Source organism: Anaerobutyricum soehngenii (assembly GCF_009697165.1).
Lineage (GTDB): Bacteria > Bacillota > Clostridia > Lachnospirales > Lachnospiraceae > Anaerobutyricum > Anaerobutyricum soehngenii.
Genome location: NZ_VULP01000034.1, coordinates 22,495 through 29,686 on the forward strand (window position 1 = coordinate 22,495; position 7,192 = coordinate 29,686).

Annotated in this window: 3 protein-coding genes and 1 rRNA gene; all 4 read left to right on the forward strand. The window is 35.8% G+C overall.

Features of this window, described 5'->3' with window-relative positions:
• Window positions 1-388: 388 nt before the first annotated feature.
• On the forward strand, window positions 389-982 hold the full coding sequence (locus FYJ25_RS12705) for an NUDIX hydrolase (RefSeq protein ID WP_154581443.1): 594 nt from the start codon (window positions 389-391) through the stop codon (window positions 980-982).
• 808 nt (window positions 983-1,790) lie between these two features.
• Window positions 1,791-3,857 (forward strand): LTA synthase family protein, encoded by a 2,067-nt coding sequence (locus tag FYJ25_RS12710; protein WP_154581444.1) that lies wholly within the window; start codon window positions 1,791-1,793, stop codon window positions 3,855-3,857.
• Window positions 3,858-4,012: 155 nt separating this feature from the next.
• Window positions 4,013-5,965: a threonine--tRNA ligase gene (thrS, locus tag FYJ25_RS12715; RefSeq protein ID WP_154581445.1), complete on the forward strand. Its 1,953-nt coding sequence runs from the start codon at window positions 4,013-4,015 to the stop codon at window positions 5,963-5,965.
• A 999-nt stretch (window positions 5,966-6,964) separates the two neighbouring features.
• Window positions 6,965-7,192, forward strand: a 16S ribosomal RNA gene (locus FYJ25_RS12720); the annotation flags it as partial.

Sequence of the window (7,192 nt, forward strand, 5' to 3'; positions counted from 1 at the left end):
TTTTGATAACAAATAGCAAATTAGTGATTTCTGTTGGAAAGAGAAGGGGATTCTCCAGAAGATTATGTGAGCTAACCAGAGAAAAATTCTCCATGAGGTAGGAGTAGGTAAATATAATTTTTATACAATCGAATAAGAAAGTATCTTCTTCTAGAGATATTCATTCTAATGAAAACCATAGCCTTCTGGGCAATCCCCATTCTCATCAACTGTAGATTTGGATAGCCAGAAAAAAGAAATAATACCATATCCCAGATGCGGCTTCGGAGCGTGTTTAAGATGCGAACGAGCATTTTAAACACAGCGACTACAGAGCAGATGGGATATGGTATTATTTCTTTTTTCGTCTACACGAAATCTACAAATTAGTATTTAGGAAGGAATATTTATGTGTGAAAAGAAAGTACCTGTATTAAATTTTATGACGAAGAATCGAGATACTCGTTTTTTAAAAAGCTATACATTGAATTATACGAATACAGAAGGTAACGAAAAATTATATGAAATGGTAAGTAACTTTGATTATGAAAAGCCGGAGGAAATTGGACAGAAAGCTTCAGGTGTGGTAATTGTTGGTTTTTGCGGAGAGAAACTTCTTCTTTTGCGAGAGTTTCGCATGGGGGTGAATCGGTTTATCTACAACATGCCGGCAGGACATTTAGAAGAAGGAGAATCGATAGAAGAGTGTGCCGGGCGGGAGCTAAGAGAAGAAACAGGACTTTACATCAAAAAAATCTGTAAAATACTCCCACCAGCCTATGCTGCACCAGATTTAAGTGATTCCTCTGCATGGGTTGTTATAGCAGAGGTAGAAGGAGAATTTAATCCACAGACAGAAGCAGACGAATATATCCAGCCGTTACTTGCAGACAGAAAACAGCTTGAAAAATTATTAGAAACAGAAAAATTTTCAGGAAGAGCGCAACTGATGGCGTATTTTTTCTGTAAAATACTTAGAGAAAACAAACGAAAAAAGAAATAATACCATATCCCATCTGCTCTGTAGTCGCTGTGTTTAAGATGCTTATCCGCATCTTAAACACGCTCCGAAGCCGCATCTGGGATATGGTATTATTTCTTTTTTCTGTGTTTTGGCTTCAGAAGGAATGAATGCAATAGTCTTTGGAAAAGAGAAGGGAGAGAAATCAGAAGACTACTGCTTGCTCGGAAGATGTATCATCCAGAAGATTATTTGCTCTCCTTGATGAGTAGAAAAAGTAAAGAAATCGCCTTTATATTTATCCTACATTCTAATTCAAGAATGCCTTGGCATTCTTGCTGTGAGGTGTGCATCATATAACGTATGACATACGTTTTGAGAAAAATGATATATTGCGACAATATAATGATGAATTTATCATGTACAGTAATAGCTTGCGATATCATTTTTATTATCAGTGAAACTTGAAAAAAGGTTCAGCATAGTGAAAATGGCATCAGAATAAGCCGCAACCTTCTGTCCCCTTCCCCATCTCTTTCCCAAAGACTATTGCCTTCATTCCTTCTAGAGCCAAAACACAGAAAATAAAAATAACAGACCATCGCAAATGTAATGTAAGAACAAGTAAAAATGCCGAACAGGCATTTTCTACGCAGTGATATCTTTACAGTTGCGATGGTCTGTTATTTCTATTTTCGTCTGTTTTTCTTCTTAATGAATGAAATAGTAAAAAGCTTTTGTTTTAATTCGCAATTTGTGCTATCATATGGGCTGTCATTGAAAAGGCATATGAAAAAGATTTTTTCTTCAGAATGAGGGGAAGTAAAACGAAAGGTTGGAATGAATTAAGATGAATAAATTAAGAAAGAGAAAGGCAGGAATCAGGACTTTCTTCAAGGGAAAACATGGAAGGAATTTCTTGCTGGCGCTAGATGTTTTACTGGCAGTTGCCTTTTTTGCAAAGCCGGATCTATATTATAATCCGGAAGCTCCGAAATTTTTTGACCGTTTTTATGCAGATTCTCTCATTATCTGTGGCGGTCTGTGGGTTGCTCTGGTTTTTCTGACTGTAAAGAAGATTCATTTTTCAGCAGAAGTAAATAAGATTTTGACGTATATTGCAGGGATTGCAACACCATTTATGGCTTTTTTATGGTTGGAATTTTATAATGATGCACAGTTTTGGGTGCCGATTTTCAGTATTCCATTTTTGTATCTGATATTAGATATTATTGTGTATTATGTGATATATGTTTTATTTTTGCTACTTTTTAATAGCATACGAGGAGCTTCTATCTGCATGATTATTGTGACAGCAGTGTTTGGGATTTTTAACTATGAACTGACATTATTCCGAAGCATGTCATTTATCGCATCAGATATTTATTCGCTTGTGACGGCAGTTTCTGTAGCAAATACTTATCAGTTACAAGTTGATGTTGACACAGCGGAATTTTTTATGATGACACTTGTGTTGGTTGCACTTCTGTTGAAGCTTGATAAAGAGAAGCTTTTTAAATGGAAGGGACGGATTATTTATACTTTAGTATCCTGTATGATTTTTGCTGGATTTACACAAGTATATGTGTACAGTGATTATCTGGAGAATATAGGAGTGGATTTCCGTGTATACCGCCCGCAGTATAAGTATCGTTATTATGGAACGTTGCTTACAACGATGCGGACATTTGGTTATCTTCATGTGACACAACCGGAAGATTATTCAGTGAGTGCAGTTAAGAAAATTACAAAACAGTATATGGATAGTAATTCTACTGAATCTACTGAATCTACAGAAACTAAGAAACCAAATATAATTGCAATTATGAATGAATCTTTTGCGGATTTAAAGGAAGTAGGTGATCTGCAGGTTTCACAGGATTACATGCCATTTTTCCGTAAATTAAAGGAAAATACAATCAAGGGATATACATATTCTTCTGTATTTGGCGGTAATACAGCTAACTCGGAATTTGAGTTTATGACGGGAAATACACTTGCATTTTTACCAGATAACTCTGTTCCATATCAGCTTTTTCTTAGAAGTAAGACAGCAGGATTGACACATACATTAAAAAATCAGGGATACAGTCCATGTTATGCGCTGCATCCATTTTATAAGACAGGTTACAGCAGGTATAAAGTATATCCATTAATGGGATTTGATAAATTTTATACGTCTGATAATTTTTCAGTATTTACAGATACGGTAAATTACCATATTACAGATTCGGAAGATTATAAAAAGCTTATTAGCCTTTATGAGAATCGAACCGATAAAGATAAGCCATTTTATTTATTTAATGTAACGATGCAGAATCATGGAAGTTATGATGGAAGCACTTTAGAAACAGGGGATGATGTACAGATTGAAGGTGATCTACAGTCGTATTCTAAAGCAGAGCAGTATCTCAACATGATTAAAATGTCCGATAATGCATTAAAGGAACTCGTTCATTATTTTGAAAAAGTAGATGAGCCGACTGTTATCGTATTTTTTGGAGATCATCAGCCGGATTTAGAAGAAGATTTCTATAATAAACTTTTGCATACAGATATTCAGAAGTTAGAAGGAGAAGAGCTGGAGAAACTTTATAAAGTTCCATTTTTAATTTGGGCGAACTATGATATTAAAGAAGAAAATGTGAAACGTACCAGTAACAACTATCTTTCGACATATCTTGCAGAAGTAGCAGGCATTAAAAAAACAGGTTATCTTGAATATTTAACGAAACTCAGGGAAGAAATTCCGGCAATTAATGCTATCGGATATTGGGATAAAAATGGAAAGTTTTACGAGGTGGATGATAAAAAATCTCCATATTATGAATTGATACATCAGTATAATCTGCTTGAATATAATAATCTCTTTGGAAAAGATGATCAGCAAAAAGAATTTTTTTACATAAAAAATTAATATCTTCTACGCTGCGGCTATTTTTGCATTCATGAATTTTGTTTGGTAGAATGATTATGTTTATGATATAATAAGTTAATATGCGGATTATATGGCAGCGGAGCTGCTTATCGCGTACTAATCCATCACAATAGATAGAAGGAGAAAGAATAGAAATGATTATTCGTTTAAAGGATGGTTCTGAAAAAGAATATGCACAGCCGATGTCTGTGCTTGATATTGCAAAAGATATTAGTGAAGGTCTTGCAAGAAATGCATGTGCAGGACAGGTGAACGGGGAGACAGTAGATCTTCGTACTATAGTTTCCGAAGATAGTGATTTGAATATTCTTACATTTAATGACGATGAAGGCAAGCTTGCATTTAGACATACAGCGTCTCATGTACTTGCACAGGCAGTAAAGCGCTTGTATCCAGAAGCAAAGCTTGCAATTGGACCGGCAATCGAAGAAGGTTTTTATTATGATTTTGATATGGCTCCACTTACAAGAGAAGATTTAGATGCCATTGAAAAAGAAATGAAAAAAGTGATTAAAGAGAATCCTCCAATTGAAAGATATGAGCTTCCAAGGGAAGAAGCGATTACTTTCATGAAAGAAAAAGAGGAACCTTATAAAGTAGAACTTATTGAAGATTTACCGGAAGATGCGACGATCAGCTTCTACAAACAGGGAGATTTTACAGACCTTTGTGCTGGTCCTCATTTAATGAGTGTAAAGCCGATTAAAGCATTTAAACTTACAGCTTCTTCAGGAGCTTACTGGAGAGGTAACGAGAATAATAAGATGCTTACACGTATTTATGGTACAGCTTATACAAAGAAAGCAGATTTAGAGGAACGTCTTAAATATTTAGAAGAAATCAAGCTGCGTGATCACAACCGTCTTGGACGTGATATGGAATTATTTACAACAGTGGATGTTATTGGACAAGGACTGCCACTTCTTCTTCCAAAGGGAGCCAAAATCGTTCAGACATTACAGAGATGGATTGAAGATTTAGAGGATAATGAATGGGGTTATGTAAGAACAAAGACACCATTGATGGCAAAGAGTGACCTTTATAAGATTTCCGGACACTGGGATCATTATAAAGATGGAATGTTTGTACTTGGTGATGAAGAAAATGATAAAGAAGTATTAGCGCTTCGTCCGATGACATGTCCATTCCAGTATTATTGTTACAAGAATACTCAGAAATCTTATAGAGATCTTCCTTATAGAATGAGTGAGACATCTACACTGTTCCGTAATGAAGATTCTGGAGAAATGCATGGATTAACTCGTGTACGTCAGTTTACTATTTCAGAAGGACATTTGATTATTCGTCCAGATCAGACGAATGATGAGTTAAAAGGATGCCTTCACTTAGCACAGTACTGCCTTAGCGTTCTTGGTGTACAGGATGATGTGACATATCGTCTTTCTAAATGGGATCCTAATAATAAAGAAAAATATTTAGGGGATGATGAATACTGGGAAACAACGCAGGATGCAATCCGTAATATTTTAATTGATCAGGGCGTGCCTTTTGTAGAAGCAGAGGGTGAAGCTGCTTTCTACGGACCAAAGATTGATATCCAGGCTAAGAATGTATATGGCAAAGAAGATACGATGATTACGATTCAGCTTGATTGTGCTATCGCAGAGAACTTTGATATGTACTACATTGACCAGAATGGAGATAAACAGCGTCCATATGTTATTCATAGAACATCTATGGGATGTTATGAAAGAACACTTGCATGGCTTATTGAAAAATATGCAGGTAAGTTCCCTACATGGCTCTGTCCAGAGCAGGTACGCGTACTTCCGATTTCCGAGAAGTTTGCCGATTACGCAGAAGAAGTTAATAAAGAACTTAAGAAAAATGGTATCTTAAGTACAGTAGATAATCGTTCTGAAAAGATTGGATACAAGATTCGTGAAGCACGTCTTCAGAAACTTCCATATATGTTAGTAGTAGGTGCACAGGAACAGGAAACAGGAAAAGTATCTGTAAGAAGTCGTTTCGCAGGAGATGAAGGTCAGAAAGATTTAAAAGACTTTATCTCTGCAATCTGTGAAGAAATTCGTACAAAAGAGATTCGTCAGGAAGTAGAGCAGTAAGAATACTTGTGCTCTGATACAGACGCCTCATAGAAGATAAATAATCCCTATTTGTGACTTTCGTCGCGGTGTGTTGAATGTTCGCTTTAGCGCTCGCATCCGACATTTGCTCCCAGGTCACAAATAGGGATTATTTATCTTCTATGAGGCTGTGCTGTGATAACTTCAGGTGATCAAGTATTCTTTTGAGGAGATTTGAGGTTGCGGTAGAGGTATCTTCTATGAAAAGCCTTGCATTAAAAGTTATTGATTTTGTTCCGTTGTGCTAAACGTTCCATTTTGCCCAATAAAACAAAAACTTCGAAAAAAGCAGTCCGAAGTTTCTATGGTCAAAATTCCACAGCACAAATTCACAAAATCAATAATTTTAATGCGAGGCTTTTCTGATTTAAGGTTACTTTACTCTAATTTTGCTTTAGTAGGATAATCTGAGTTAGAAAGTTTGTTAAATTGATAAAAAAGTAACAATCTAGCGAGTCGAATCTGTAGTATAAATGATAAAAATACAGAAAAAGTACAATATCTAGTGCTTTTTAAGAAAATAAAAAAATATCCAAAAAATGCTTGACGTGAGTATAGTGTTATGATATTATAATATGCGTTGCACATGAGAAACACATTTTTGAAAGAAAAATGATAAAAATCTTAAAAGAAAGTTAAAAAAAACTTGACAGATTAGATAACATGTGATAACATATAAAAGTTCGCATCGCAGGAAACAAAAGTCTTCAAAAAGAAGATGAAAAAAGTTTTCAAAAAAAGTTCTTGACAAATAGAAAGCGATGTGATAAAATGTAAAAGCTCTCGTATGAAAGCAAAACCTTGATAACTGAATAACAAAACAACCTTGAACGTTAATTCAAATTTCATTCGGGTTTTCCTGAGAGTGATGTCTGCAGGGAAGTCCATGGAAAAGAACGAAAGTTCAAAACCTAAATAAACAGTAAAGACAGGAAAAGAACCAGTGGTTCTCGACCTCGATCTGACATCTTAAACATTTTATTTGAGAGTTTGATCCTGGCTCAGGATGAACGCTGGCGGCGTGCCTAACACATGCAAGTCGAACGAAGCACCTTTTAAGATTCTTCGGATGATTGATTGGTGACTGAGTGGCGGACGGGTGAGTAACGCGTGGGTAACCTGCCCTGTACAGGGGGATAACAGTTGGAAACGGCTGCTAATACCGCATAAGCGCACGAGAGGACATCCTCTTGTGTGAAAAACTCC